Origin of the sequence: uncultured Senegalimassilia sp. (assembly GCF_934632265.1) — a bacterium.
GTDB lineage: Bacteria > Actinomycetota > Coriobacteriia > Coriobacteriales > Eggerthellaceae > Senegalimassilia.
The window spans coordinates 1-1,697 of sequence record NZ_CAKTYH010000205.1 but is presented as its reverse complement, the minus strand read 5'-3'; the positions used below and the strand labels follow the sequence as shown (position 1 = coordinate 1,697).

Here is a 1,697-nt window from a genome sequence, read left to right as displayed (position 1 = left end):
CGGCAGGCCCAGGCGTTGCCGGGTTTGCTCGCGATCATAGCTTGCGCGGAAATCCTCGCGTGTGGGGATGCCGGTGATGCGGATGCGCTGCTCGGGCACCAGGCGCGGGCGCAGCGTCTCGGCCATGCTCTCCGTGGCGACGCAGAACAGGTCGGTCGACAGATGCGGCCACAGGCCCTCGGTCTCGTAGTCGGTGGGAACGCACACGATGGGGAAGCGCTGGCCGGTGAGCATGCGCGCCGCCACGGCGACGTTGGCTGCGGTGATGTGCGTGCATATGATGGCAAGCGGGCGACGCTTGCGCACCAGTTCGGTGAACTTGCCGTACATCAGGTGCGACCAGATGCTCCCGCCGCCCCACAAAAGCCTGCCGGTAAGCGTGAAGCGCCATGTCAGGTCATAAATCGGGCGGGTAGGGCCGGTGAACATGGAAGCGGTTTTGTCGCCATCGAACACCACGCGGCCGAAATCGAGCACGTCGAGCACCTCGACTTCAAGCCCGTCGGGCAGTTTCGGCACGGTGGGGAAGGCCTCCGTGGGCTGCTCGCGGCCCTCGGCCTGCTCGGCTTGCATGTATTCGAAGGCCTGAGCGACGGCATTGGCCGCGCTTCGATGCCCCGAGCCCACCGAAGCGTGCATGACGATGACCAGCGGTGCGGCCTTATCGTTGTGCGGATCGGTTTCTGCGGGGGTAGCGATAGCGGATGCCTTTCCCTTCAAGATAGCGAAAAAGCCGGCGAACCGGCTTTCACTAATAAGAAGGGCCGGTACTCGACCAGCCCTAGCGTTTAAATGGTGCCCCCAACGAGAATCGAACTCGTGTCTCAGCCTTGAAAGGGCCGCGTCCTGACCTCTAGACTATGGGGACGGGTTGCGCTTCCGTGTCGAAAAGCAGCCCGTTTAGTATGCCAAAAAGCAATTCGTTTCGCAAGACCCGAGTGCGGGGTTGTGCATATTTCTTACACAACTTGGTCCCATTTCAACGGACCGGATGGGCTCGCTCGCCGCAAATCCCCGTAGACTGATGATCGTCGACGAGGGCGCGAAACGATCGGGTGCATTGGCCTGCGCTGATGGGGGACGCCCTTCTCGACGGGAAAAGGGGGACACGGGAAGCCGTCGGCCTACTTCGCGGCGCTTGAGCGCCCGTAACGCTCGTAGGCTTCCGTGACCTCGATCTCGTACTGCTTGCGGTTGCCCTTGACCACCGTGTCCAGGATAAGCCCGCACGCGAAGCACAGCAGGCCCACGAACACCAGGCCCACCGCCAGAAGCGCCGTGGGCAGCTTCGGCACCAGGCCCGTTGCGGCGAACTGCGCGATGACCGGCACGCCGGCGACCAGACCGAGCACCACGAACAAAAGCGCCACCCAGGAGAACAGCGCCAGCGGCTTGTAGTCCTTGAACAGCGACATGATCATCATGAGCACCTTGAAGCCGTCGGAGAAGGTGGACAGCTTCGACTCCGAGCCCTCGGGGCGGTCGCGGTAGTCGATGGGCACCTCGGCGATGCGCCAGCGCTTGTCGACGGCGTGGATGGACAGCTCGGTCTCGATCTCGAAGCCCGGCGAGAGCACGGGCATGGTCTTGGCGAACACCTTGTTGTAGGCGCGGTAGCCCGTCATGACGTCGGAGAACTCGAACCCGTAGATGGCCTTGATGAGGAAGCGCACCAGGTCGTTGCCGAAGCCGTGGAA

At 63.1% G+C, this 1,697-nt stretch carries 1 tRNA gene and 2 pseudogenes; all 3 read right to left on the bottom strand.

The window, feature by feature from the left end:
- Positions 1 to 720, bottom strand: a pseudogene (locus tag Q0H50_RS09495) (UDP-N-acetylglucosamine--LPS N-acetylglucosamine transferase); the annotation flags it as partial.
- A 73-nt stretch (positions 721 to 793) separates the two neighbouring features.
- A tRNA-Glu gene (locus tag Q0H50_RS09490) sits at positions 794 to 868 on the bottom strand.
- 256 nt (positions 869 to 1,124) lie between these two features.
- Positions 1,125 to 1,697: pseudogene (locus tag Q0H50_RS09485) on the bottom strand (glycosyl transferase); the annotation flags it as partial.